General features: G+C 73.7%; 19 protein-coding genes. 7 read left to right on the top strand and 12 right to left on the bottom strand.

Features of this window, described 5'->3' with window-relative positions:
- Positions 1-109 precede the first annotated feature (109 nt).
- On the bottom strand, positions 110-2,965 hold the full coding sequence (locus ACFXHB_RS26395; RefSeq protein WP_380577112.1) for a DEAD/DEAH box helicase: 2,856 nt from the start codon (positions 2,963-2,965) through the stop codon (positions 110-112).
- 257 nt (positions 2,966-3,222) lie between these two features.
- Here ACFXHB_RS26395 and ACFXHB_RS26390 point away from each other — a divergent pair, with 257 nt between their 5' ends.
- Positions 3,223-3,597 (top strand): hypothetical protein, encoded by a 375-nt coding sequence (locus tag ACFXHB_RS26390; protein WP_380577111.1) that lies wholly within the window; start codon positions 3,223-3,225, stop codon positions 3,595-3,597.
- A gap of 28 nt (positions 3,598-3,625) precedes the next feature.
- Entirely contained in the window at positions 3,626-3,958 is a 333-nt protein-coding gene (locus ACFXHB_RS26385; protein WP_380577110.1) for an ArsR/SmtB family transcription factor, read from the top strand.
- A 112-nt stretch (positions 3,959-4,070) separates the two neighbouring features.
- Here the strand turns inward: ACFXHB_RS26385 and ACFXHB_RS26380 are convergent, their stop codons facing one another.
- On the bottom strand, positions 4,071-5,246 hold the full coding sequence (locus ACFXHB_RS26380) for an aminotransferase class V-fold PLP-dependent enzyme (RefSeq protein ID WP_380577109.1): 1,176 nt from the start codon (positions 5,244-5,246) through the stop codon (positions 4,071-4,073).
- Positions 5,247-5,338: 92 nt separating this feature from the next.
- On the opposite strand from ACFXHB_RS26380, the gene ACFXHB_RS26375 reads away from it, so the two are divergent.
- Together ACFXHB_RS26375 and ACFXHB_RS26370 are read left to right on the top strand one after the other, a co-directional pair.
- Complete coding sequence (locus tag ACFXHB_RS26375) at positions 5,339-7,405, top strand: prolyl oligopeptidase family serine peptidase (RefSeq protein ID WP_380577108.1); 2,067 nt, start codon at positions 5,339-5,341, stop codon at positions 7,403-7,405.
- Positions 7,406-7,584: 179 nt separating this feature from the next.
- The gene (locus ACFXHB_RS26370) at positions 7,585-9,957 is read left to right on the top strand and encodes an immune inhibitor A domain-containing protein (protein ID WP_380577107.1); all 2,373 of its coding nucleotides are present in this window, start codon (positions 7,585-7,587) and stop codon (positions 9,955-9,957) included.
- 795 nt (positions 9,958-10,752) lie between these two features.
- On the opposite strand, the gene ACFXHB_RS26365 is transcribed toward ACFXHB_RS26370, so the two are convergent.
- Genes ACFXHB_RS26365 through ACFXHB_RS26345 form a run of 5 tightly spaced genes read right to left on the bottom strand, consistent with a single transcriptional unit; the run spans position 10,753 to position 16,483 of the window.
- A complete protein-coding gene (locus ACFXHB_RS26365; protein WP_380577106.1) occupies positions 10,753-11,778 on the bottom strand; it encodes an ABC transporter ATP-binding protein in 1,026 nt (341 codons plus the stop codon).
- Positions 11,775-12,773, bottom strand: coding sequence for an ABC transporter ATP-binding protein (locus ACFXHB_RS26360; RefSeq protein WP_380577105.1), 999 nt, complete (start codon positions 12,771-12,773; stop codon positions 11,775-11,777). The genes ACFXHB_RS26365 and ACFXHB_RS26360 overlap by 4 nt, the downstream gene beginning before the upstream one ends.
- On the bottom strand, positions 12,773-13,759 hold the full coding sequence (locus ACFXHB_RS26355; protein WP_380577104.1) for an ABC transporter permease: 987 nt from the start codon (positions 13,757-13,759) through the stop codon (positions 12,773-12,775). Before ACFXHB_RS26355 ends, ACFXHB_RS26360 begins: the two co-directional genes overlap by 1 nt.
- On the bottom strand, positions 13,756-14,715 hold the full coding sequence (locus ACFXHB_RS26350) for an ABC transporter permease (RefSeq protein WP_380577103.1): 960 nt from the start codon (positions 14,713-14,715) through the stop codon (positions 13,756-13,758). The genes ACFXHB_RS26355 and ACFXHB_RS26350 overlap by 4 nt, the downstream gene beginning before the upstream one ends.
- A gap of 13 nt (positions 14,716-14,728) precedes the next feature.
- Positions 14,729-16,483 carry an ABC transporter substrate-binding protein gene (locus tag ACFXHB_RS26345; RefSeq protein ID WP_380577102.1) on the bottom strand — a complete coding sequence of 585 codons (1,755 nt, stop codon included), beginning with the start codon at positions 16,481-16,483 and terminating at the stop codon, positions 14,729-14,731.
- Positions 16,484-16,697: 214 nt separating this feature from the next.
- Between ACFXHB_RS26345 and ACFXHB_RS26340 the strand changes: the two genes are divergently transcribed.
- Complete coding sequence (locus ACFXHB_RS26340; protein WP_380577101.1) at positions 16,698-18,173, top strand: aminopeptidase P family protein; 1,476 nt, start codon at positions 16,698-16,700, stop codon at positions 18,171-18,173.
- Between the two features lie 150 nt (positions 18,174-18,323).
- Here ACFXHB_RS26340 and ACFXHB_RS26335 read toward each other — a convergent pair whose 3' ends face one another.
- From ACFXHB_RS26335 to ACFXHB_RS26325, 3 genes are all read right to left on the bottom strand, one after another.
- Positions 18,324-19,352 carry a nitronate monooxygenase gene (locus ACFXHB_RS26335; RefSeq protein ID WP_380577100.1) on the bottom strand — a complete coding sequence of 343 codons (1,029 nt, stop codon included), beginning with the start codon at positions 19,350-19,352 and terminating at the stop codon, positions 18,324-18,326.
- A gap of 73 nt (positions 19,353-19,425) precedes the next feature.
- Positions 19,426-20,097, bottom strand: coding sequence for a response regulator (locus ACFXHB_RS26330; protein ID WP_380577099.1), 672 nt, complete (start codon positions 20,095-20,097; stop codon positions 19,426-19,428).
- On the bottom strand, positions 20,094-21,302 hold the full coding sequence (locus tag ACFXHB_RS26325) for a sensor histidine kinase (RefSeq protein WP_380577098.1): 1,209 nt from the start codon (positions 21,300-21,302) through the stop codon (positions 20,094-20,096). Before ACFXHB_RS26325 ends, ACFXHB_RS26330 begins: the two co-directional genes overlap by 4 nt.
- Before the next feature lie 256 nt (positions 21,303-21,558).
- Between ACFXHB_RS26325 and ACFXHB_RS26320 the strand changes: the two genes are divergently transcribed.
- Together ACFXHB_RS26320 and ACFXHB_RS26315 are read left to right on the top strand one after the other, a co-directional pair.
- Complete coding sequence (locus ACFXHB_RS26320) at positions 21,559-22,635, top strand: ABC transporter permease (protein WP_380577133.1); 1,077 nt, start codon at positions 21,559-21,561, stop codon at positions 22,633-22,635.
- Positions 22,632-23,312, top strand: coding sequence for an ABC transporter ATP-binding protein (locus ACFXHB_RS26315; protein ID WP_380577097.1), 681 nt, complete (start codon positions 22,632-22,634; stop codon positions 23,310-23,312). Before ACFXHB_RS26320 ends, ACFXHB_RS26315 begins: the two co-directional genes overlap by 4 nt.
- A gap of 19 nt (positions 23,313-23,331) precedes the next feature.
- Here the strand turns inward: ACFXHB_RS26315 and ACFXHB_RS26310 are convergent, their stop codons facing one another.
- The gene (locus ACFXHB_RS26310; RefSeq protein WP_380577096.1) at positions 23,332-23,547 is read right to left on the bottom strand and encodes a hypothetical protein; all 216 of its coding nucleotides are present in this window, start codon (positions 23,545-23,547) and stop codon (positions 23,332-23,334) included.
- A 102-nt stretch (positions 23,548-23,649) separates the two neighbouring features.
- Positions 23,650-24,363, bottom strand: a complete 714-nt coding sequence (locus ACFXHB_RS26305) for a GntR family transcriptional regulator (RefSeq protein ID WP_380577095.1) — start codon at positions 24,361-24,363, stop codon at positions 23,650-23,652.
- Positions 24,364-24,797: the final 434 nt, after the last annotated feature.

Raw genomic sequence — 24,797 nt, 5'->3', positions numbered from 1 at the left:
CCCGGGGGGGCGCCCCCCCGGCGGCGGGGGGGGGGGCGGGTCCGCGAGGCGTGGGCGCCGGGGTCCCGCCCGCAGAGCCAGCGCGGCCACCACGGTGGGCGGACCGGGCTCAGCTCACCGACGAGTACGCGATGATGCCCCGGCGCAGCCCGTCGACGGCCTTGCGCGCCGTCCTGCGCAGCTCGGCGTCCTCGCCCGCCGCGTCCTGGATCTGGCCGAGGACGTCGATCAGTTGCTTGGTCCAGCGCACGAAGTCACCGGCCGGCATGTCGGCGTCGCGCAGGACCGAGTCCAGGCTGTGCCCGAGGGCCCAGCGGTAGGCGGCCCAGGCGAAGCCGACGTCCGGCTCGCGCTGGCCGACGCCCTCGGCCGTGTTGATCCGGTGCTGCTCCTCCAGGGCGTCCAGGTGGCCCCAGATCCGGATCATCTGGCCGAGTGCCTCCTTGGTGGCGCCCTCGGGCACCCGGGGGGCGGTGGCGTCGTCGGACTGGCGGGCCTCGAAGACCAGGGCGGAGGCGCAGGCGGCCAACTCGGCGGCGGCCAGGCCGTTCCAGACACCCTCGCGGATGCACTCGGAGGCGAGCAGGTCCAGCTCGCCGTAGAGCCGGCCGAGCCGCCGGCCGTCGTCGGTGACGGTGTCCCCACTGAGGTAGCCGAGGTCGGTCAGCAGCCCGCAGACCCGGTCGAAGGTGCGGGCGATGGTGTGGGTGCGGGAGCGCATCCGGCGCTCCAGCAGCTCGGTGTCGCGGTGCAGCCGGTGGTAGCGCTCGGCCCACCGGGCGTGGTCCTCGCGCTCGTCGCAGCCGTGGCAAGGGTGCTGGCGCAGCGCGGCGCGCAGCCGGCTGATCTCCGGGTCGTCGGCGGCGGCCGCGCGGCCCTTGCGGAACCGCTCGGGCTCCAGGTGGCCCGCCTTGGTGCGCAGCACGGAGGCGAGGTCGCGCCGGGACTGCGGGCTGCGCGGGTTGAAGGACTTGGGGATGCGCACCCGCTCGACGGCGGCGACCGGGTGCGGGAAGTCGATCATGGCGAGCCGCTTGACCTGCCGCTCGGCGGTGAGCACCACCGGGCGCGGGCCGTCCTGGTAGTCGGGGTGGCGCGAGCCGACCCGGCCGTTGCGGCTGACCGGCGGCAGGCCCGGGTCGAGGACGAGCGCGAGCCCGGCGAACTTGCCGGTGGGGACGTGGATGACGTCGCCCGGCTTGAGGTGCTCGATGGACTCGACGGCGGCCGCGCGGCGCTGGCTGCTGCCCTCGCGGGCCATCTCGTTCTCGCGCTCCTTGAGCTGGTGGCGCAGACCCATGTACTCGTCGAAGTCGCCCAGGTGGCAGGTCATGGACGCGCGGTAGCCGTCCAGGCCCTCCTCGTTGCGCTGGACCTGGCGGGCGATGCCGACCACCGAGCGGTCCGCCTGGAACTGCGCGAAGGACGTCTCCAGCAGCTCGCGGGAGCGGTGCCGGCCGAACTGCGAGACCAGGTTGACGGCCATGTTGTAGGACGGCCGGAAGGAGGACTTCAGCGGGTAGGTGCGGGTGCCCGCCAGGCCGGCCAGCGCCTCCGGGTCGAGCCCGCGCTGCCAGAGCACCACCGCGTGGCCCTCGACGTCGATACCGCGCCGGCCGGCCCGGCCGGTGAGCTGGGTGTACTCACCGGGAGTGATGTCGGCGTGCGTCTCGCCGTTCCACTTGACCAGCTTCTCCATGACCACCGAACGGGCGGGCATGTTGATGCCGAGTGCCAGCGTCTCGGTCGCGAAGACGGCCTTGACCAGGCCCTTCACGAAGAGCTCCTCGACCACCTCCTTGAACCGCGGCAGCATCCCGGCGTGGTGGGCGGCGATGCCGCGCTCCAGCCCGTCGAGCCACTCGAAGTAGCCGAGGACGTGGAGGTCCTCGTCGGGGATGTCGGCGCAGCGCTCCTCGACGATGGCCCGTACCCGGCCGCGGTCCTCCTCCTTGTTGAGCCGCAGGCCGGAGCTGAGGCACTGCTGGACGGCGGCCTCGCAGCCGGCCCGGCTGAAGATGAAGGTGATGGCGGGGAGCAGGCCCTCGGCGTCGAGCCGGTCGATCACGTCGACCCGGCCCGGCGTCCAGACCTTGCCCGGCCGGCCGTTGGGCATCGACCGGCCCCGGCCGCGGCCGAACCGGTCGCGCGGGTTGCGGTCCAGCTCGGAGCGGGCGAGCCGGACCAGCTCGGGGTTGACGGCCTTGGCCGGGTTGCGCGGGGCGTCCTTGGGGCGGCCGTCGCGGTCCGGGTTGGAGAACAGGTCGTACATCCGGTTGCCGGCCATGACGTGCTGCCAGAGCGGCACCGGGCGGTGCTCGGAGACGATCACTTTGGTGCCGCCGCGCACGGTGTCCAGCCAGTCGCCGAACTCCTCGGCGTTGGAGACGGTCGCGGAGAGCGAGGCCAGCACGACCGATTCGGGGAGGTGGATGATGACCTCCTCCCAGACGGCGCCGCGGAGGCGGTCGGCGAGGTAGTGCACCTCGTCCATCACCACGTAGCCGAGGCCGTCGAGCGCGGAGGAGCCCGCGTAGAGCATGTTGCGCAGCACCTCGGTGGTCATCACCACCACGGGGGCGTCCCCGTTGACGCTGTTGTCACCGGTGAGCAGGCCGACCTTGGCCGCGCCGTAGCGCTTGACCAAGTCCCCGAACTTCTGGTTGGAGAGGGCCTTGATGGGCGTGGTGTAGAAGCACTTGCGCCCGGACTGGAGGGCGAGGTGCACGGCGAACTCGCCGACGATCGTCTTGCCGGAGCCGGTGGGCGCGGCGACCAGGACGCCCTCGCCGTCCTCCAGGGCCCGGCAGGCCTCCAGCTGGAAGTCGTCCAGCGGGAAGTCGTAGAGCTGCTGGAAGCCGTACAGGGCGGTGGCCTGCTCCTTGGCCCGGCGGCGGAAGGCCGCGTACGCCTCGGCGGGGCTGAGCTCCCGGTCTTCGGGCTGCTCGGGCTCAGGGGTGTTCATCGCCGTCCGGGTGTGATTGGTGTGATCTCGCATCTCAGCGAGAGGTTACCCGGGAGGACTGACATCGATAGCACCGATTTTCGCGCCATCGGATCGGTTCTCTCTCACATCCATAGTTGCAAATGTCTTCAAGTGGCCAGGAAGCGGTCATCTTCGAAGGTCTCCGGTCATCCCCGCTGCTCTGCCGTCCCGCCTCCCTACATTCGGTCCCACAGCCACCACACAGGGGAGTCCCCCGCTCACAGGAGGAGAAGACGATGGCGAACCTGGAGGCCTCGCTCAAGGAGGCCATGGCCATCGAGGGCGCGATCGGCGTGGCCCTCGTCGACTACGGCAGCGGCATGGCGCTCGGCACCCTCGGCGAGGGCGGCGAGCTGGACCTCAACGTCGCCGCCGCCGGCAACACCGACGTGGTCCGGGCCAAGATGCGGGCCATGGAGCTGCTCAACCTCCACGACAACGAGATCGAGGACATCCTGGTCAGCCTCACCAGCCAGTACCACCTGCTCCGGCCGCTCACCATGCCCAACGGCCGGGGGCTCTTCCTGTTCCTGGCGCTCAACCGCGCCCGCGCCAACCTGGCGATGGCCCGCCACCAGCTGAAGCGGATCGAGGTCGCGCTGGAGATCTGAGCGGGCCGGGCACCAGGAAAGGAGCGCTGTGGCGGTCGCGCTGTACCAGGCCAAGGCCGAGTTCTTCCGGATGCTCGGCCACCCCGTCCGGATCCGGGTGCTGGAGCTGCTGCAGGCCGGACCGACGCCCGTCCGCGACCTGCTGGCCGAGCTGACGATAGAACCGTCCAGCCTCTCCCAGCAGCTCGCCGTGCTGCGCCGGTCCGGCATCGTCACCGCCACCCGCGAGGGCAGCACGGTGGTGTACGCGCTGTCCGGCACCGAGGTGGCCGATCTGCTGCGGACCGCCCGGCGGATCCTCACCGGGCTGATCGCCGAGCAGAACACCCTGCTCGCCGAACTGCGGGCCGGCGCCGACTGACACCCGGCCGGGCATCGGCACCGAGACCGGCACACCGAATTCCGGCACCGGCACCCACCCCGGCACCGGCCAGGACCGCCCCGGGCCGCCGCACCGGCCCCGACCGGCCCCGTCACCGGTCGGACAGCAGCTCCGCGAGGCCCGCCGCCAGGGTCCGGTACTCGTCCGGCCGGTTGTACAGCTGCGCGCTGATCCGCAGCACCCCGCCCCCCGGCCAGGCCCGCACCACCGTCCGGACGGCGTGCCGCCGCCACAGCAGGGCCATCAGCCCGCGGGCCTCCTCCTCGCTCTCGCCCCGACCCGGGGGCAGCCGCAGCGCCCGCATCGACACGCCCGGCTCGGCCGGCAGCGGCGTCAACCCGAGACGGTCGGCCAGCACCGCGCCACCGTGGACCGCGAGCTCCTCGTTGTGCCCGCGGACCAGGTCCGCGCCGAGCCCGCGCAGCAGCTCGAAGCCGGCCGGGGCGGCCAGCCAGGGCGTGTAGTCGCAGGTGCCGCGCCACTCCACGTTCGCCGGGTAGCCCCGCCCGTGCTCCCAGGACACGGCGAGCGGGCGGACCCGGCCGGTCCACTCCGGGCGGACGGCCAGCACACCGGTGGCGCGCGGGGCGAAGGCCCACTTGTGCAGGTTGCCGAACCAGAAGTCGGCCTCCCCCTCGACCGGGGCGGCCAGCATGCCGGGGGCGTGGGCGCCGTCCACCACGGTGGTCACGCCGCGCTCGCGCAGGGCGGCGAGCAGGCCCGGTCCGGCGATCCGGCGCGCGGTGGGCGAGCTGATCTGGTCGAGCACCGCCAGCACCGTGCGCCCGCCGACGGCGGCGAGCACGGCGTCCCGGACCGCCTCCTCGTCCGGGGCGTCCAACGGCAGCCGGACGGTGTCGACCTCGGCCCCGACCTCCTCGGCCCGGCGCCGCACCGCCCAGGTCACGGCCCCGTAGCCGTGATCGGTGACCAGGATCCGGTCCCCGGCGGTGAGCGGGACGCTGTCCAGGGCGACCGCGACGGCCTCGGTGGCGTTGGCGACCAGGGCGAGCCCGGCCGGGTCGGTGCCCAGATCGGCGGCGATCCGGGTCCGGGCGGCGGCGACCCGGCCGGGCAGGTCGGCGAAGAAACCGTCCGGATCGCGCTCCTGCTCCACCCGCAGCCGCTCCTGCAGCCGCTGGACCGGGACGGGTACCGCGCCGTACGACCCGTGGTTGAGGTGGGCCACCGCCGGGTCCAGGGTGAACAGCCCGTCCGCACCGGGCAGTGGCACCGGGGCTTCGACGGTCCGCAGGTACTCGATCACTTCGCCTCCATGGGTGAGATCATAAGTGGTGTGTGACATTTCACATGACGCGCTACTGGTCCAGGACGGTGTCGCGCGGCGAACATCGGGCGGTGACCATCACCGACCCCTTCCTCGACCTCAGCGTCCGAACCGGCCGCTTCGGCTACGGCGCCCCGCGTGCGATCACCCTCAGCGAGGACGGTACCCGGCTGCTGCTGCTCCGTTCGACCGGCCCGGAGGACCGGGTCGACCGGCTCCACCTGCTCGACCTCGCCACCGGCGAGGAGCGCCTGGTCGCCGACCCCGCCGCGCTCGCCCCGGACCGCCGCGGCGACCGGGACGACCTGCCCGCCGTCGAACGCCGACTGCGCGAACGCACCAGGCTGACCGCCGCCGGCATCGGCACCTTCGCCGCGACCGCGGACCTCGCGGTCGCCGTGTTCGCCCTGGACGGACGGCTGTTCCGCGCCGACACCACCGCCGGCACCTGCGCCGAACTCCCCGTCTCCGGGCCCGCCTTCGACCCGCACCCCGACCCGGCCGGCCACCGCGTCGCCTACGTCGCCGGCGACGCCCTGCACGTCACCCCCGGCCACCCGCCGCTGAGCCCCGCCGACGGCGCCCGCTGGGGCGTCGCCGAGTTCGCCGCCGCCGAGGAGCTGGGACGCTCCCGCGGCCACTGGTGGCACCCGGACGGCACCGCGCTGCTGGCCACCCGGGTCGACGAATCCGCCCTGCCCCGGAAGCACTTCGCCGACCCGGCCCGCCCGGACGAGGAGCCCGAGGACTTCGCCTACCCGCAGGCCGGCGGGCCCAACGCGGACGTCCAGCTCTGGGTCCTGGGCCTGGACGGCACCCGGATCCGACTGCGCTGGGACGCCGAGGAGTTCCCGTACCTCTGCGCGGCCGAGTGGGCCGACGCCGGCGAGGTCCTGCTCACCGTCGCCGACCGCCTGCAGCAGAACGTGCTGCTGCTCACCGCCGACCCGGCCACCGGCGACACCCGCGAACTCTCCCGCACCACCGACGAGTTCTGGGTCGACGACCTGCCGGGCACCCCCGCCCGGCTGGACGGCGGCAGGCTGCTCACCGTGCACGACATCCCCGAGGCGCGCGGCCTGGCGCTGGACGGCAAGCCGCTCGACACCGCCGGCCTGCAGATCCGCCGGGTGGTCGGGCGGCTGCGCGGCAAGCTGCTCTGCGAGACCGGCGAGGGCGACCCGGCAGACCAGTACGTCCACCTGATCGATCCGGACGGCGGCGCCCCCGAGCGGATCGGCTCCGGCCCCGGCGTCCACTCAGCGCTCGCCGCCGCCGACACCCTGCTGCTCGTCTCGGCCGACCCCGACGGCGTGCGCCGCCGGGTCACCGGCCCCGCGGGCGAGGTGACGCTCACCGATCTGTCCGCCGCCCTGCCCTACCGGGTCGAGCCGCGGCTGGCCCGGGTCACCGAGCACGGCCTGCCCACCGCCGTGGTGTACCCGCGCGACCACCAGCCGGGCCGCCGGCTGCCCGTCCTGCTCGACGTCTACGGCGGTCCCGGCTTCCAGGCCGTGGCGAACGAGCCGCGCCGCTGGCAGCTCCGGCAGTGGTGGGCCGACCAGGGCTTCGCGGTCGTCACCACCGACAACCGGGGCACCCCGTTCGTCTCCCCCACCTTCACCCGGGCGATCTTCCGCCGCTTCTCCGAGGCCGCGCTGGAGGACCAGGTCGCCGCGCTGCGGGCGCTGGCCGAGGACCACCCGGACCTCGACCTCGGCCGGGTCGGCGTCCGCGGCTGGTCCTACGGCGGGTACTTCGCCGCGCTCGCCGTCCTGCGCCGCCCGGACGTCTTCCACGCGGCCTGCGCGGGCGCGGCGCCGACCGACTTCCGCCGGTACGACACCGCGTACACCGAGCGCTACCTCGACCTGCCGCAGCACAACCCCGAGGGCTACGCGGCGGACTGCCTGATCGACGACGCGCCGTCGCTCACCCGGCCGCTGCTGCTGATCCACGGTCTGGCCGACGACAACGTGCACCCGTCGCACACCCTGTTGCTGTCCCAGGCGCTCACCCGGGCGGGGCGCCCGCACGGCGTGCTGCCGCTGCCCGGTGTCACCCACATGACCCCGTACGGGGTGAACGAGCAGATCACGGCGGCCGAACTCGCCTTCCTGCGGAACGCCCTGGGGTAACCCGCCGACCCAGCCACGACCGGCCGCTCCCCACCCGGGGAGCGGCCGGTCGCATATCCGGGCCCCGTCACCTCGTCCGATGTCTTCCATGTGACCCATGACATGTGAAATATTACCTGCGCTCCATCGACCGTTTCCCGACTCCCCCGACCACCCACCGTCCTGAAAGGACCGGTCAGTTGCGCAGACTGTCCGCGGCACTCGCGGCCGCGCTCACCACGAGCGCGATAGCGGCCACCCTCCTCGGCACCCCCGCCCAGGCCGCACCCCCCTCCCCCGCCGTCACCGCGGCCGCCGCCGCCCAGGGCACCGAGGAGGGCGGCGCCGAGGCCCCGCCCGGCCCGCTCGCGCCCCAGGAGCGTGAGCGCCAGTCGCTCCGCACCAAGGCCCTGGAGCAGCTCAACAAGGGCTCCGTGGCCAAGACTTCGCAGAAGCGGGCACCCGCCAAGGTGAAGATCGGCAACGACTACGTCCAACTCGCGCAGCAGCGCAAGGACAAGGTCTTCGTCATCCTCGCCCAGTTCGGCGACCAGGTGGACAACACCACCCAGTACAACGGCCAGGCCCGCTACGGCGGCACGCCCGGTCCGCGGCACGACACCATCCCCAAGCCCGGCGCGAGCGACAACCACACGTTGTGGAACCGCGACTTCGACCGCGGCTACTACCAGCAGATGTTCTTCGACGACACGCCCGGCGCGGTCTCGATGCGCAACTACTACCGCACCCAGTCCTCCGGCCGCTACGACATCGAGGGCACGGTCAGCGACTGGGTCACCGTGCCGTACAACGAGGCCCGGTACGGCAGCAACAAGGGCCCCCAGGGGTCCGGCGCCTGGACCCAGGCGCAGGAGTTCGTCCGGGACGCGGTCAAGGCCTGGTACGACGGTGAGATCGCCAAGGGCCGCACCGCCGCCGACGTCAAGGCCGAGCTGGCCCAGTACGACGTCTACGACCGCTACGACCACGACAAGGACGGCGAGTTCGACCAGCCCGACGGCTACCTGGACAACGTGGTCGTCGTGCACGCGGGCGTCGACGAGACCTGGGGCGGCGGCGCGCAGGGCGCCGACGCCCTGTGGGCCCACCGCAGTTGGGCCTTCCCGGACCCGGCCGGCCAGACCGGCCCGGCGGGCAACCGGATCGGCGGCGCACCGGTCGGCGACACCGGCCTGTACGTCTACGACTACGTCCAGGGCGGTGAGAACAGCGGCGTCGGCCTGTTCTCCCACGAGTTCGGCCACAACCTCGGCCTGCCCGACCTGTACAGCACCAGCGGCGGCGACAACAGCGTCAACTTCTGGTCGCTGATGTCCTCCGGCTCGTACCTCGGCAAGGGCAGGAACACCACCGGTGGCTACCCCGGGGACCTCGACGCCTGGAGCAAGCTGCAGTTCGGCTGGCTCGACTACGACGAGGCGCAGGCCGCCACCCGCTCCAGCCACGCGCTCGGCGTCAGCGGCTACAACACCGACCAGGCCCAGGCCGTACTGGTGCACCTGCCCGACGGCACCACCAGCACCGAGCTGACCGACCCGAACCAGGGCGCGAAGCACTGGTGGAGCGGGACGGGCGACAACCTGGACAACTCGCTGGCCCGGACGGTCGACCTGCGCTCGGTGACCGGCCCGGTCACGCTGACCGCCGCCGCCTGGTACGACATCGAGCAGGACTACGACTTCCTCGCCGTCGAGGCCTCCACCGACGAGGGGAAGACCTGGAAGGCGCTCGGCGGCACCGTCGACGGCGCGCCGATCGGCAACACCACCGCCAACACCCCCGGTCTGACCGGCACGTCCGGCTCCTACCGGCAGCTGTCCGTCCCGCTGGACGGGTACGCGGGGCAGCAGGTCCGGCTGCGCTTCCACGTCACCTCGGACAACAACACCCACGGTCGCGGCGTGCTGGTCGACGCCGTCCGGATCGCCGCCGGTGGCACCGAGCTGTTCGCCGACGGCGCCGAGAACGGCGCGAACGGCTGGACGGCCACCGGGTTCTCCGTCGTCACGGGCCGCACCGCGGTCACCCCGCACCCGCGCGCCTACCTGGTGGAGAACCGCCGGTACGCGGGGTACGGCGCCTTCCTGAAGACCGGCCCGTACAACTTCGGGTACGCGGGCGTCGACGGCAAGAAGGACATCGTCGACACCTACCCGTACCAGGAGGGCGTGCTGGTCTGGCTCTGGGACACCGGCTACGGCGACAACAACACCAAGGACCACCCGGGCGGCGGGCTGATCCTGCCGGTCGACGCCCACCCGACGCCGATCCGGTTCGCCGACGGCTCGCTGGTCAACGGCCGCGCGCAGACCTTCGACGCGACCTTCTCGCTGAAGCCGACCACCGCCTTCACCCTGCACAAGGGCGGCGTGCCGGTGCGGATCGGCTCCGAGCCGGCCGTGGCGGCCTTCAACGACCGCACCGGGGTCTACTCCGACCCCGCCACGCCGCAGCTCGGCGTGAAGGTGCCCGACACCAACACGAAGATCGAGGTCGTCCGCGAAGCCCAGGGCGGGCGGATCACCACCGTCAAGGTGGGCCCGGCCTCCTGACCCGGCGACGGGCCCCGGGCCCGCCCCCCCGGCGGGGGCCGGGGGCCGCGCGCGGGGCCGGGCCCCGGGCCGGGGGCCGCGCGCCAACCCGGCCCCCCCGCCGGGGGCCGGGGCCCCCCCCCCCGGGCGCGGGCGGCGGCCCCCCCCCGCGTCCCGGGCACCGGAGCCGGGACCGTCGCACCTCCCGGACACCGGAGCCGGGACCGTCGCACCTCCCGGACACCGGAGCCGGGACCGTCGCACCTCCCGGACACGGGTGACGGGCGGACGGCGACAGGACCGGCTGGTGGCGGGGGCGGACCCGGCCCCGCGTGGCGAACGTGCGGCGACGCCGTCCGCCCCCGGTGGGACACCCGGCCGGGGCCGCGCGCGACACCGGACGGCGCGCGCACGACCCACCCCGCCGGCACCACCGAGGCACCACCACCCAAAACACCACCGGCGCGCCGCCAAAGCGACGCGCCGGTGGAACCCGGTCGGATGCGGCCCTCGTGAGGTTCCCCGCCACACCCGACCGGGCGTCGGTGGGAGGACTACCGCCGCGGCGGGTCCTCACGGGTGCGGTCGGCGGCGATCCGCCGGCCGGGTGCGGACACGGCAGCCCGGACCGGCCTCGCGGCAGGCGGAACTCCGCTCGGGGTGCGGTGGGTCGACACCGGTGCTCCTGGCTTGTGGGGGGGGTGGGGGTGGAGCGGACGTACGGCCGGCAGGCGTGTCGGTCGGACACGCTCGGAGCCGCACCGCCCAGCGTGGGGGTGCAGAGCGGTGCGGCGGCGGGCGGGCCCGGCAGGGGCCTCAGTTCTCCGGGAAGTGACAGGCGGCCTCCCGGGTGCCCGGCCCGGCGATCCGCAGCAGCGGACGCTCGGTCCGGCAGATCTCCTGGGCCTTCGGGCACCTCGGGTGGAAGCTGCACCCGGACGGCGGGTTGGCCGGGCTCGGCGGGTCGCCGAGCAGCACGATCCGCTCGCGCGCCCGCTCGGCGGCCGGGTCCGGCAGCGGCACCGCGGAGAGCAGCGCCCGGGTGTAGGGGTGCGCGGGGTTGCCGTACACCTGGGCCTTGTCGCCGATCTCGACGATCCGGCCGAGGTACATCACGGCGACCCGGTCGCAGACCCGCTTGACCACCGAGAGGTCGTGCGCGATGAACACGTACGCCAGGCCGAGTTCGTCCTGGAGCCGCTCCATCAGGTTGACCACCTGGGCCTGGATGGACACGTCCAGCGCGGAGACCGGCTCGTCGGCGATGACCAGCCGCGGCGAGGTGGCCAGCGAGCGGGCGATGCCGATCCGCTGGGCCTGGCCGCCGGAGAACTCGTGCGGGTAACGGTCCAGGTGCTCGGGGATCAGGCCGACCAGTTCCATCAGCTCGCCGGCCCGCTTGCGGGCCTCGGCCGCGCCGGAGCCCTGGAGCAGCAGCGGCTCGGAGATGATCCGGGCCACCGTCTGGCGGGGGTTGAGCGAGGAGTACGGGTCCTGGAAGACCATCTGCAGGTGCCGCCGGTGCGGGCGCAGCGCGGCCTGGGAGAGGCCGCCGATCTCGGTGCCGTCGAAGGTGACGGTGCCGGAGGTCGGGTCGAGCAGCCGGACGATCATCCGCCCGGTGGTGGACTTGCCGCAGCCGGACTCGCCGACCAGGCCGAGCGTCTCGCCCTTGGCGACGTCGAAGCTCACGCCGTCGACGGCCCGGATCGGGGCGCCGGCCCGGCCGGTGCGGGCGCGCTTGCCGGGGAAGGTCTTCACCAGGTCCCGGACCGACAGCAGCGGTTCGGCGGAGCGCGGCCGGTCGGCCGACGACTGGGAGGGCAGCGGTCGGTCGGTCATGAGCGGGCTCCCAGCGGCACCAGTGGCAGGTGGCAGGCGGCCTGGTGGCCGGGGGCGAGCGGGCCGAACGCGGGGCGTTCGGCCACGCAGCGGGCGTGCTCCTCGGCGGTGGCGGCGGCGGTGCGGGCGCAGCGCGGGGCGAAGGAGCAGCCGGGGGCGGGGGCGATCAGCGACGGCGGGCTGCCGGGGATGGCCCGCAGCGGGGCGTCGTCGGTGTCGTCCAGGCGGGGCAGCGAGTCGAGCAGCCCGCGGGTGTACGGGTGCGCGGGGGCGCCGAACAGCCGGTCCACGGGGGCCTGTTCGGCGGCCCGGCCGCCGTACATCACCAACACCTCGTGGGCGACCCGGGCGACCACGCCGAGGTCGTGGGTGATCATGACGACGCCGAGGCCGCGGTCCTGTTGGATGCGGGCGATCAGGTCGAGGATCTGGGCCTGGACGGTGACGTCGAGGGCCGTGGTGGGCTCGTCGGCGATCAGCAGGTCGGGTTCGCAGGCGAGCGCCATCGCGATCATCACGCGCTGGCGCATGCCGCCGGAGAACTGGTGCGGGTACTCGTCGACCCGGCGGGCCGGTTCGGGGATGCCGACCTCGCCGAGCATCTCGACGGCCCGCGCGCGACCGGCCTTGCGGGAGGCCTTGAAGTGCACCCGGTAGTGCTCGGCGATCTGTTCGCCGACGGTGTAGAAGGGGTGCAGGCTGGACAGCGGGTCCTGGAAGATCATGGCGATCCGCCGGCCCCGGACGGTGCCCAACCGCCGCTCCCCCAGCCCGTTCAGCTCCTGTCCGGCGAGCCGGATCGAGCCGGAGACGGCGGCGCCGCGGTGCAGGCCCATCACGGCCAGCGAGGTGACGGACTTGCCGCTGCCGGACTCCCCGACCAGGCCGAGGGTCTGCCCGGCCGCGACGGTGAAGGAGATGCCGTCGACGGCCCGGACGGTGCCGCGCGGGGTGTCGAAGGAGACTGCGAGATCCTCGACCTCCAACAGTGCCATCAGTACCTCACTCTCGGGTCGACCACCGCGTAGAGCAGGTCGACCAGCAGGTTCGCCGCGACGATGAAGAAGGCCGCGAGCAGGGTGACGCCGAGGATGACGGGCTGGTCGGAGCGGGTGAGCCCGTCGTAGAAGAGCCGGCCGACCCCGGGCAGGCCGAAGATGGACTCGGTGATGACGGCGCCCGCGAGCAGGCCGCCGAGGTCCATTCCGAAGATCGTCAGGATGGGCGTCATGCCGGACCGCAGTCCGTGCTTGACCGTCACGGTCAGCGCGGGCAGGCCCTTGGCGCGGGCCGTCCGGATGTACGGCTCGGCCATCGTCTCGATCATGGAGTTGCGGCTCTGCCGGGCGTACATGGCCGCGTACAGCAGGGCCAGCGCGATCCAGGGCAGCAGCAGGTTGGAGGCCCAGTCGAGCGGGCCGTCGGTGAACGCGTGGTACGACGGGTAGGGCAGCAGGCCGGCGGTCCGCACGACGCCCCAGATCAGCATGATCGAGGTGAAGTAGACCGGCAGCGACGCGGTGCCCACCGAGAGGACCATCAGGGTCTTGTCGGTGAGGCCGCCCTTGCGCAGGGCCGAGGTGATGCCGGCGCCGAGGCCGAGGACCAGCCAGAGCGCGGCCGCGCCGACGGCGAGCGAGATCGAGACCGGCAGGCGGTCGGCGAGCAGGTCCCAGACCGGCAGCCCGTACTCGTAGGAGTAGCCCAGGCACGGGAAGCCGCAGTGCACGGCGCTGGCGCCGCTGCCGTAGTCGCGGCCGGCGAAGATGCCGATCAGATAGGCGCCGAACTGGTCCCAGACCGGTTTGTCCAGGCCCATCGCCACCTTGACGGCGGCGAGCCGCTCGGGGCTGCACGTCTTGCCGCAGGCGGCCGCGGCCGGGTCGTTGGGCAGCAGGTAGAAGATGGTGAAGGTGATGGCGCAGATGGCGAGCAGGATGCCAGTGACGCCGATCAGCCGGCGGCCGAGGTAGATGATCACGACCGGCCTCCCCGGGGGTCGAGGATGTCGCGCAGCGCGTCACCGAGCAGGGTGAAGGCGAGCACCGCGATGAAGAGGAAGACCGTCGGGATCAGGAAGTACGTCGGATCGGTCTCGTAGTGCAGGATGCTCTCGGCGATCATCTGGCCCCAGGACGCGGTGGGCGGGCGGACGCCCACGCCGAGGTAGCTGAGCGCGGCCTCGGTGGCGATCATGCCGGGGATCAGCAGCGTGGTGTAGGCGATGATCGGGCCGGACACGTTCGGCAGGATCTCCCGGGTGAGGATGCGCCAGGAGCGCGCTCCGCCGACCTTGGCCGCCTCGACGTACTCGCGGTGCTTGAGCGAGAGGGTCTGGCCGCGGACCACCCGGGCGATGCCGGGCCAGCCGAACAGGCCGATCACCAGGGTCATCAGCAGGATCCGGTTGACGTCCTTGGCCACCGACATCATCGCGATCATGAAGATCAGCGAGGGGAAGGACATCGTGAGGTCCATCAGCCGGGAGAGCGCCGCGTCGACGCGGCCGCCGAAGTAGCCGGCCACGATCCCGGCCAGCGTGCCGACGACCACGACCAGGGCGGTCGCGATGAACGCGATCAGCAGCGAGACCTGCCCGCCGTGCAGGACCCGGGCGAACAGGTCGCGGCCCGAGCCGGGTTCGACGCCGAGCCAGTGCCGGGCGCCGATCCCGCCGAAGTCGCCGATCGGCGTGCCGCCGATGTAGGGGTCCACGGCGCGCTTGTCGAACTCCTCGGGGGTCCAACCGCCGAGCGCGCTCAGCGGATCGGCCAGGGCGGCCGCCAGGATCAGCAGGGCGACGGTGATCAGGCCGAACCTGGCCGAGCCCTTGGCCCACAGCTGGTCCCAGACCAGCCGCCAGGGCCCTCGCCCGGTGGCCTTCGCGGGGCCCGCCGCCGTGTTCTCCACGGCGGCGGGCTCAGTGCTTGTACTCATCGGTGACGGTCCCTCAGCCCTGGCTCTTCGCAGGGTCCTTGAGGCCGACCGTGGCCATGTCGAGCATGCCGGCGTAACCGGAGTTGCCGAACGCGCCGGCCACGTTGGTGCCGACCAGCAGGGGGCGGCGCTGCCACATCAGCGGAATGGCCGGGGCCTTCTTCACCAGGTCCGCGTCGAGCTGCTTCCAGGCGGCGTTGGCCTCGGCCAGGTCGGTCATCGCCGCGATCTGGTCCATCCGGTCCATCGTGGCCTGGTCCCGGAACTGGCTGTAGTTGCCCTGGTTGCCCTTCTCCTTGATGGTGCGGCCGTCGAACAGGAAGGGCAGGAAGGTCGCGGCGGACGGGTAGTCCGGGCACCAGCCGTTGATGTACAGCTCTGGGGCGTTCTTGGTGTCGCCGACGGCGTCGGCGACGGCGGACGCGTCCACGGTGTTGACGGTGACCTGGACACCGGCCTTGGCCAACGACTGCTGGAGCGCCTCGCCGCGGCTCTTGTCGCCGATGGAGACGGTCAGCGAGACCTTGAGGTCGGACTTCCCGGCCGCCTTGAGCAGCTCCTTGGCCTTCTCCGGGTCACCGGCGGCCGGGATCTTCAGCGGGTCGGCCTTGACGCCGCCGGTCAGCGCGGGCGGCAGGTAGGAGGTCGCGGCGTCGGCGAGCGCCGGGCCGCCGAACGCGGTGACCTGGGCCTCGCGGTCGACGGCGTACATCATCGCCTCGCGCACCTTCGGGTCGTCGAAGGGCGCCTTGGCGGTGTTCAGGTACAGCATGTCGGTACAACCGGTCTGCTCGGCCACCATGCGGGCCCTGAGCTCCGGCTTGGGCAGCACCTTCGAGGCGGACTCGTGCTGCATCCACGGCATCTCGATGCTGGAGGCGTCGGCGCCGTCGCTGGCGATGATCCGGTCGTCGACCTGGCCGCCCTTGAGGCCCTGGGTGACCACGATCTTGTCCGGGTAGGCCTTGCGGACCGTGTCGGAGGCCTGGTCCCAGTTCTCGTTGCGGACCAGCACGAGCTGCTTGCCGCGGTCGTAGGAGGCGATCTTGTACGGACCGGAGGAGAACGGACGCGAGTCGTACTGCGTGCCCTTCTCCTGCGACTGCGGCACCGGGGAGAAGGTCGGCAGGGTGGCGGTGTAGGAGAACTCCGCGACCGGGCGCTTGAGGTGGAAGACGATGGTCTTGTCGTCGGGGGTCTCGATGCTGGGCAGGTGCTCGCCGGTCAGCGGGCCCTTGTAGTTCTCGCCGCCGGCCAGGTACTGCACGGCGTAGTCGGGGCCACCGGTGAGGTCCGGGGAGAAGGACCGCTCGACGTTGTACTTGATGTCGGCGGCCTTGATCGGGCTGCCGTCCTCGTACTTCAGACCGTCGCGCAGGGTGAAGGTCCAGACCTTGCCCCCGTCCGAGGACTTGCCGAGGTCGGTGGCGAGGTCCGGGACGATCTCGCTGCCGGCGGCACCCGGCTCGGACTTGAAGGTGACCAGCGTGCGGTAGATCAGCCGGGTACCGAAGTCCATGTGCGGCAGGACCCAGCTGCGGGCCGGGTCGAGGTGGGCGAAGTCCTGGTTGGTCAGCACGGTGAGCGTCCCGCCCTTGACCGGGGTGCCGCCGACGATGGAGCCGGCTTCGGCGCCCGGGCCCTTGGTGTTCGTGGCGGCCGCGCTGTCGCCGGCGGTGTCGCTCTTGTCGTTCTTGCACGCCCCGAGGCCGAGGGTGAGTGTTGCCGCGAGGGCCGCCGCGAGGGCGGCGTGGGTGCGCCTGGTCATGTGCAACTCCGCAGTGGGGGGCCGCCGTTGAGGCCCGTCGTCCAACTCCGGAGGTGATCCGGAGCCCGACCGGGAGGGCGACCTCGGCGGGTCTAGCCGCTCCACGGTGTGACCCGTAACATAGTAATGTGAAATTGCACTGCACAAGAGATGACGCATCCCGTTATCGAGCTGTGTCCCGTGCAGCCCCGCCGCCCCGCATAGGAGTCCCCCGGTGACCCTCCGTCAGACCGGCCTGAACACCAGCAGCCACGACCTGCCGACCTCCCCCGCCCTGGAGGCCTACATGGCCACCGCCTGGGCCCCCACCCCACTCGCCGACGACCGGCGCGTCCCCGGCCACGCCGTCATGCCCGGCCGCCGCGCCCGGCTCTCCGCCGCCTTCCCAGGCGAGCGCCTGATCGTCCCCGCCGGCGAGCTCAAGGTCCGCAGCAACGACGACGACTACCGCTTCCGCCCGCACAGCGCCTACGCCTGGCTCACCGGCCTCACCGGCGAGGACCAGCCCGGCCACGTCCTCGTCCTGGAGCCCGCCGGCCCCGAGGGCCACGAGCCCGTCCTGTACCTGCGCCCGCGCTCGCCGCGCGGCGGGGACCCGGTCCGCGGCAGCGAGTTCTACCGGGACCGCCGCTACGGCGAGTTCTGGGTCGGCCGCCGCCCCGACCTCGCCGAGGCCACCCGCCTCACCGGCCTGCGCACCGAGCACCTCGACGACCTCGACAAGCTGCTCACCGGACCGCAGCCCAGCACCCGGGTGCTGGTCGGCGTCGACAGCGCCCTGGACGCCGCCACCGACCGGCCCGGCTCGCCCGCCCGGCGCGAGAGCGACGCCGCCCTCGCCGCCGTCCTGTCCGAACTGCGCCTGGTCAAGGACGCCTGGGAGGTCGAGCAGCTCCAGCTCTCCGTCGACCACACCGTGCTCGGCTTCCAGGACGTCGTCCGCGCACTCCCCGCCGCCCTGCGTCACCCCCGCGGCGAGCGCTGGATCGAGGGCGTCTTCAACCTCCGCGCCCGCGCCGAGGGCAACGGCACCGGCTACGACACCATCGCCGCCTCGGGCGCCCACGCCTGCGTCCTGCACTGGATCCGCAACGACGGCGCGCTCGACCCGAACGCCCTGCTGCTGCTCGACGCCGGCGTCGAGACCGACACCCTGTACACCGCCGACATCACCCGCACCCTCCCGCTGAGCGGCACGTTCAGCCCCGCCCAGCGCCAGGCCTACGATCTGGTGCTCGCCGCCCAGGACGCCGGCATCGCCGCGCTGCGCCCCGGCGCGCGGTTCCGCGACTTCCACCTCGCCGCGATGCGGGTCTTCGCCGAGGGGCTCGCCGACTGGGGCGTCCTGCGCATCTCCGCCGAGCAGGCGATCGCCGAGGACAGCGGCCTCTACCGCCGCTACACCCTCTGCAGCAGCGGCCACATGCTCGGCCTCGACGTGCACGACTGCGCCAAGGCCCGCACCGAGACGTACCTGGACGGCGTCCTGGAGGAGGGCCACGTGCTCACCGTCGAGCCCGGTCTCTACCTCCAGCCCGACGACGAGACCCTCCCGCTCGAACTGCGCGGGCTCGGCATCCGTCTGGAGGACGACCTCGTCATCACCGCGGACGGCGCCCGCCTGATGTCGAACGCGCTCCCCCGCACCGCCTCCGCCGTCGAGTCCTGGATGGCCGAACTGCTCGGCTGAGACCACCGCGCGGCCGGGGGACGGACTCGGGCGACCTTGATCGTCCGGTCCCCCGGCCTGTGAGGCTCCGGCCCGCGGTCCCCCGGCCTGCCGATCGCGGGCGTGCCGCGGCCACACCCGAACGACGCTATGACCGCTACCGCGCCGCGCTCAGCGTCGGGCGGACTCCCCCAGCTCCCGGACGATCTCCGCCGCCGGACCGCCGCGGGCCGCCCGGTGGCCGGTGCCCGCCCACAGGTGCATCGCCCCGGTGTCCGCCCGCCCGGTGGCCGCCGCCCGCAGCGGCTGGGTGAGGTGGTGGACCTCCGGGTAGGCCGCCGGCGCGTACCACTCGTACCGGTCGATGAACGCGTTGCGCAGACCGCGCGCCGGACGGCCGGTGAACGCCCTGGTCACCACCGTCTCCGGGAGCTCGGTCAGGGCCGCCCGGTGCGGCGCCGACGCGCCGGACTCGTCCGCGCGCAGCAGCGCCGTCCCCACCTGGACGGCCACCGCCCCGGCCCGCAGCGCGGCCGCGACCGCCGGGCCGTCGGCGATCCCGCCCGCCGCGATCAGCGGCAGCGTCGTCACCGCCCCGACGGCGGGCAGCAGGTCGAGCAGCGGGAGGTCCTCCGGCCGGTCCGCCACCCCGTGCGTGGCGCGGTGCCCGCCCGCCTCCGGGCCCTGGACGCAGAGCGCGTCCACGCCGACCGCCTCGGCGCGCCGCGCCTCCCCCGGCGTGGTCACGGTGGCGACCTGGTGCACCCCGGCCGCCCGCAGCGCCCGTACCTCCTCCGGGGTGGGCAGCCCGAAGGTGTACGACACCACGGGGACGGGCACCGGGTCGGCCAGCAGCGCGGCGATCTTGGCCTCCCAGTCGTCGCGGTCCGGCGCGATCGCCTCCGGCAGCCGCACGCCCCAGCGCTCGGCCTCCGGCAGCAGGTGCTCGCGGTAGGCACGGACGGCCCGCGGGTCGCCGGGCGCGGCGGGCACGAAGAGGTTCACGCCGAACGGCCGGTCCGTCACCGCACGCACCCGGCCGATCTGTTCGGTCATCGCGGCGGCGCCGCGGTACCCGGCCGCCAGGAACCCGAGGCCGCCGGCCGCGTTCACCGCAGCGACCAGCTCCGGCGTGGACGCCCCGCCCGCCATGGGCGCGGCGATGACGGGGACGGCGAGTGCGTCGAGGCGGACGGCCATGGCGGATTCCTCCACTGCGCGCGACGGTTCGGCCCCCAACCCTACGCCCGCGTCGGCCCGCCGCCCGGGCCCCTCACGCTCCCCGCCGGATCAGCCCCCGTACCCGTGCCTCCCGCACCGCCGCCGTCCGCGAGTCCACGCCCAACTTCGCGTAGATGTGCACCAGATGGGACTTCACCGTGGCCTGGCTCAGGTGCAGCCGCTGACTGATCGACTGGTTGGTCAGCCCGTCCGCGACCAGCCCCAGCACCTCCGTCTCCCGCGCGCTCAGCGCCGCCGACGGCGTCCGCATCCGCTCCAGCAACCGGTCTGCCACCGTCGCCGCCAGCGCCGTCCGGCCCTGCGCCGCCGAGCGGACGGCCCGGGCCAGCTCCTCCGGCGGCGCGTCCTTCAGCAGGTACCCGGTGGCGCCGGCCTCCAACGCGGGCAGGGTGTCCGCGTCGGTGTCGTAGGTGGTGACGATCAGTACCCGGGGAGCCGATGCGCGTGCCGTGATCGCCGCGGTGGCCTGCGCACCGTTCATCGCCGAGCCCGGCCCGAACTGCAGGTCCATCAGCACCACGTCCACCTCGACCTCGGCCGCCAGCTCCACGGCCCGTTCGGCGGTGGCGGCCTCGGCGACGACGACGAAGTCCCGCTCGCTCTCCAGCACGGCGCGCAGCCCGGCCCGGACCACCGGGTGGTCGTCGGCGAGCAGCAGCCGGATCACCGGGCGGGGCGCGGGTTCGGTCACGGGTTCGGTCACGGAGAGTCCTCGGTGGCGGCGACGACGGGCAGCAGTACGGCGAGCGCCGTCCCCTCCCCCGGGGCGGACTCCACCGCGAAGGTACCGCCCAGGGACCGCGCCCTGGCCCGCATGGAGGGCAGGCCGAAGCCGCTCTCCCCGCCCGCGGCCGCGGCGGCCCGCACCGGGTCGAAGCCCGTCCCGTCGTCGAACACGTCCAACGCCACCTCGCCCTCCATGTAGCTGAGCGTCACCTCGGCGTGCGAGGCCTTCGCGTGCCGCACCGTGTTGCCGAGCGCGGACTGCGCGATCCGCAGCAGCGCGACCTCCTGCGGCACCGGCAGCCGGACGGGGTCGCCCGAGACGTGCAGCCGGACGGGCAGGCCGGCGTGCGCCGACGTGGTCGCGCAGAGCCGTTCGAGGGCGACCGGCAGCGAGGCGCTCTCCAGGTCGGGCGGGGTGAGCGCGCGAACGAAGCGGCGGGCCTCGGCGAGGTTGTCCTGGGCCGCCTGCCGGGCCTGTTCGACGTAGTCGGCCGCGGCCTCGGTCCGCTCGGGCAGGGCCCGCTGGGCGGCGCGCAGCAGCAACTGGATGCTGGACAGGCTCTGGGCGAGGGTGTCGTGGATCTCCCGGGCGAGCCGTTCCCGCTCGGCCAGCACACCGGCGGTGTGGTGGGCGGCGTCCAGGCCCGCGCGGGCGGCGGTGAGCTCGTCGATCAGCCGGCGGCGCTCCTCGCTCTCCCGGGAGAGCGCCTGGTAGCCGTAGACGGTGACGACGGCGACGGCCGCGCCGAGCGTGGGCCCGATCGCCCCGGCGAGGCTGACGGTGTGCTGGTGCCAGGACCACGCCACGATCGCGGCGGCGGTGGTGAGGGCGACGGCGACGAGCCCGCCCCGGCGGCCGAGCAGGTGCAGCTCCAGGAAGCACAGCGGGAACGCGAGCCAGACGCCGTCCGGGGTGGCGGTCAGTACGCCCACCCAGGTCACCCCGAGCAGGGCCAGCCAGAGCGCGACGGCCCGCCCCGACCGGTGGACGGCACCGACCAGCGGGCCGGCCGCGTAGACCGCGGCCATCGCCGTGCCGGCGGCGACGACGGCCACCGGATCACCGCCCCGGCCGACCACCGCGCGGGTCACGGCCAGCGCGAGCAGGCCCGCCACCAGCAGGTGCAGGCAGACCTGGAGTACGCGGGCGACGGGGGTGGTTCGGGGTCGTTCGGTCGCCATCCGTCCAGCCTAGGGTCCGAGTCGTCGGGTCGGCATCAATCAAAAGGTTGAACTCCGCCTCTCCCCTTCGATGCCGAGGTTCCAATCCCCCGCGCGATGCCCGCCGGCCCCCTTCCGCGCGACCGTGGTGAGTGTCGCGACCGGAGCCACCACCGCCACCACCGCCGTGACCCGCACCGTGACGCACCCCGTCGCCGAGTCACCGAAGTCACCAAGTCGCCAAGTCACCAAGTCGTCGAAGAAGGAGAACGCGGACGTGTTCGTCGCCTGGAGGGACCTGCGGTTCGCCAAGGGGCGGTTCGCCCTGATGGGAACCGTCGTCGTGCTGATCACCGTACTGGTCGGCCTGCTGTCCGGCCTGACGGCCGGCCTCGGCCGGCAGAACATCTCGGCGATCACCGGGCTGCCCGCCGACCACCTGGCCTTCGCCGTCCCGGCCGACGGCCAGAAGCTCTCCTTCACCGAGTCCCAGGTCACCCCCGAGCAGTGGCAGGGCTGGGCCCGGGTGCCGGGAGTCACCGCCGCGCAGCCGCTCGGCATCACCACCACCAAGGCCGCCGCCGGGCAGCGCACCGCCGCGCTCTCCGCCTTCGGCGTGCCGGACGGCTCGTCGCTGGCCCCGCAGGGCGCGTCGGTGGGGCCCGGCCGGGCCGTCCTCTCGCAGACCGCCGCCGAGGACCTCGGCGGCCTGCGGCCCGGCGCCACGTTCACCCTGGCGGGGCGCCCGCTGCAGGTCGCCGCGGTGGCCGGCGACGCCTCGTTCAGCCACACGCCGGTCGTCTGGACCAGCCTGGGCGACTGGCAGTCGGTCGCCCCGGGTGGCGCCGGCCACGCCACGGTGATCGCCCTGACCACCGCCCCCGGCGCCGACCTCGGCGCGGCGGACGCCCGGTACGGCACCGAGACCCGGGACCGGCAGGACGCGCTCACCGCGATCGGCTCCTACACCTCGGAGAACGGCTCGCTGCAGCTGATGCGCGGCTTCCTGTTCGCCATCTCCGCCCTGGTGATCGGCGCGTTCTTCACCGTCTGGACGATCCAGCGCAGCGGGGACATCGCGGTGCTGAAGGCCCTGGGCGCCTCCACCCGCTACCTGCTCAAGGACGCGCTCGGCCAGGCGGTCCTGCTGCTGGTGCTCGGCACGGCCGTCGGCACGGCGATCGCGGTCGGCGCCGGCGCGCTGCTCGGTTCGGCGGTGCCGTTCGTGCTGGACGCCCCGACCGTCCTCGTCCCGGCCGTCGTGATGATCGCGCTCGGCGCGGTCGGCGCGGCCCTGTCCGTCCGCCGGATCACCTCCGTCGACCCGCTGACCGCCCTGGGGAGCGCCCGATGAGCCTGCACCTCGACCGCATCACCCTGACCTACCCGGACGGCGACGGCCGGCTGACCGCGCTGGACGAGGTCTCGCTCACCGTCCCCAAGGGCTCGATCACCGCGGTAGTCGGTCCGTCCGGCTCCGGCAAGTCCAGCCTGCTGGCGGTCGCCGCGACGCTGACCACCCCGGACAGCGGCCGGGTGGTGGTCGACGGGGTGGAGACCACCGGGCTGAACCGCGCCGAGCTGACCGCGCTGCGCCGGCACCGGATCGGGATCGTCTTCCAGCAGGCCAATCTGCTGCCCTCGCTGACCGCCGTCGAACAGCTCCAGGTGATGGCCCACCTGGACGGCCGCTCCCCGCGCGCCGCCCTCCCCCGTGCCCTCGACCTGCTGGCCGCCGTGGGCCTGCGCGACCGGGCGGCGCGGCGGCCGCACCAGCTCTCCGGCGGTCAGCGCCAGCGCGTCAACATCGCCCGCGCCCTGATGAACGACCCGACGGTGCTGCTGATCGACGAGCCCACCAGCGCGCTGGACCACGAGCGCGGCGCCGCCGTCCTCGACCTGATCACCGAACTCACCCACCGCCGCGCCACCGCCACCGTGCTGGTCACCCACGACCGGACCCATCTCACGGCGGTCGACCGGGTCGCCGAGGTTCACGACGGGAGGCTCACGGTGCCGGCGGCGGCGTGAGCCGACTCCTCGCGGCGAGCTACGTGTTCGCCGCGAGCACGTCGTCCACCGAGAGCGTCACCGCCGCCGACTCGGGCAGCGTGAACGACTGCCCGGGGTGGTGGACGGCGCGCACCCGGTACTCGCCGTCCCGCGGCTCGGTGAGCACCCTCAGCCGCCGGTTGCTCCGGTCCACGATGACGACTTCGAGCAACGTCGGCCGCGCCACGGGCTCTTCCACTGCGGCGGCGGACATGAAGTCCCTCCTGAGTGCCGATGTCGAGAGCATCGTCGTAGAACGCGAACGCCGTCGGCCGCCCGATCGTCGGTCCCCGCCCGGACGAGCGCCCCCGGGCCGTTACCGGGCCCGCAGCCGCAGCGCCGGGCGCGCCTCCTCCGGCGCCTCCTCCCGACCGGCCGCCCAGAGCGAGCGGACGTGGCCGAGGTGGCGGGACATGCAGGCCTCGGCGGCTTCCGCGTCGCCGGAGATCATCAGGTCGAGCAGCTCCAGGTGCTCCTCGGCGGAGGAGACCAGCTCGCCGCGCTCGTCGAGGCGGTTGAGGCCGTAGAGCCGGGAGCGCTTGCGCAGGTCCCCGACCACCTCGACCAGACGGGAGTTGCCGGCCAGGCCGAGCAGGTCGAGGTGGAACTGCCGGTCGGCCTCCAGGTAGCCGATCAGGTCGTGCTTGCGGGCGGCGGCCACGATCTCCTCCGCCTGCGGACGCAGCGCCTCCAACTGCTCGGCGGTCGCCGTCCGGGCGACCCGTCCGATGGTCGGGACCTCGATCAGGGCGCGGATCTCGGTGAAGTCGTCGAGGTCGCGTTCGGTCAGCTCGGTGACCCGGAATCCCTTGTTGCGGACGGCCTCCACCAGACCCTCGCGGGCGAGGTCGAGCATCGCCTCCCGGACGGGGGTGGCGGAGACGCCGAAGTCGGCGGCGAGCGCGGGCGCGGAGTACACCACGCCGGGGCGCAGCTCACCGGAGATCAACGCGGCCCGGAGGGCGTGGGCGACCTGGTCGCGCAGCCGCTCCTGAACGGAGATCAGGGTGCGGGGTTTGAGGTCGGCCATGGTGTTCCTCCGGGTGGGTCGCAGAACACCAGCGTACAATGTCACGTTACGTTGAGTGTGCAACATATCGTTATTCGGACCACCCGCCACCGGCCGCTTTCCCCCGGCGCGCCCATGGTGTCAGCGGTGGCCGGCCGCCGCAACGGCCGGCGGCGGATCCGGGGCCGAGCGCCCGATCACACCGCCGTTCCCGACCCCCGCCCGGGACGCTCCGTGACCGGCGTCGCCGGAAGCGGCCGGCCGCGTGCCGGTGACCGGACGGGCCGCCTCCGGCGTGGGGGGCCCCGGCGCCCCCCCGCGGCCGCCCCCCCCGCGGGCTTTTTTGGGCCCCTGCCCCTGTCGGTTCCCGGCACCCGGGGTTACCCCGCCTCTCCCCACCTCCTGGGGGCCCAGCCGGCCGCGCGCGCCGATGATCCGGCCGCGCAGGTAGGGCT

The organism is Kitasatospora sp. NPDC059327 (genome assembly GCF_042752535.1).
GTDB lineage: Bacteria > Actinomycetota > Actinomycetes > Streptomycetales > Streptomycetaceae > Kitasatospora.
The sequence above is the reverse complement of the archived record's forward strand: the minus strand, read 5'-3'. Positions and strand labels throughout refer to the sequence as shown.

Coding starts and splice junctions, on each gene's coding strand:
- ACFXHB_RS26360 (WP_380577105.1), bottom strand. CDS start 12,773: ATGGCACTGTTGGAGGTCGAGGATCTCGCAGTCTCCTTCGACACCCCG.
- ACFXHB_RS26395 (WP_380577112.1), bottom strand. CDS start 2,965: ATGAACACCCCTGAGCCCGAGCAGCCCGAAGACCGGGAGCTCAGCCCC.
- ACFXHB_RS26325 (WP_380577098.1), bottom strand. CDS start 21,302: ATGGCGACCGAACGACCCCGAACCACCCCCGTCGCCCGCGTACTCCAG.
- ACFXHB_RS26365 (WP_380577106.1), bottom strand. CDS start 11,778: ATGACCGACCGACCGCTGCCCTCCCAGTCGTCGGCCGACCGGCCGCGC.
- ACFXHB_RS26335 (WP_380577100.1), bottom strand. CDS start 19,352: ATGGCCGTCCGCCTCGACGCACTCGCCGTCCCCGTCATCGCCGCGCCC.
- ACFXHB_RS26305 (WP_380577095.1), bottom strand. CDS start 24,363: ATGGCCGACCTCAAACCCCGCACCCTGATCTCCGTTCAGGAGCGGCTG.
- ACFXHB_RS26345 (WP_380577102.1), bottom strand. CDS start 16,483: ATGACCAGGCGCACCCACGCCGCCCTCGCGGCGGCCCTCGCGGCAACA.
- ACFXHB_RS26350 (WP_380577103.1), bottom strand. CDS start 14,715: ATGAGTACAAGCACTGAGCCCGCCGCCGTGGAGAACACGGCGGCGGGC.
- ACFXHB_RS26390 (WP_380577111.1), top strand. CDS start 3,223: ATGGCGAACCTGGAGGCCTCGCTCAAGGAGGCCATGGCCATCGAGGGC.
- ACFXHB_RS26315 (WP_380577097.1), top strand. CDS start 22,632: ATGAGCCTGCACCTCGACCGCATCACCCTGACCTACCCGGACGGCGAC.
- ACFXHB_RS26310 (WP_380577096.1), bottom strand. CDS start 23,547: ATGTCCGCCGCCGCAGTGGAAGAGCCCGTGGCGCGGCCGACGTTGCTC.